This is a genomic window from Microvirga pakistanensis (assembly GCF_004458765.1).
In the GTDB taxonomy this organism is placed as follows: Bacteria; Pseudomonadota; Alphaproteobacteria; order Rhizobiales; family Beijerinckiaceae; genus Microvirga; species Microvirga pakistanensis.
This window is the reverse complement of the sequence record NZ_SPJX01000531.1, coordinates 1-223: the sequence shown is the minus strand read 5'-3', so window position 1 is coordinate 223 and position 223 is coordinate 1. Positions and strand designations below refer to the sequence as shown.

1 protein-coding gene is annotated in these 223 nt (G+C 64.6%); it reads left to right on the top strand.

Translation table 11 applies throughout. The features are described 5' to 3' along the window. On the top strand, positions 1 to 223 hold a 223-nt coding region (locus E4K09_RS23690), incomplete at both ends, for a hypothetical protein (RefSeq protein WP_134500155.1).

Sequence of the window (223 nt, the reverse complement as noted above, 5' to 3'; positions counted from 1 at the left end):
GCGAGGGGCTCGACTGGGCCATGGCCGAGGCGCTTGCCTTCGGTTCGCTCCTGCTCGAAGGCCATCGCGTGCGCCTGTCCGGCCAGGATGTGGAGCGCGGCACCTTCTCTCAGCGCCACTCGGTTCTCACGGACCAGGAGAACGAGGAGCGCTACACGCCGCTCAACCACATCTCGGAAACCCAAGCCCGCTATGAGGTCATCAACTCGATGCTCTCGGAAGA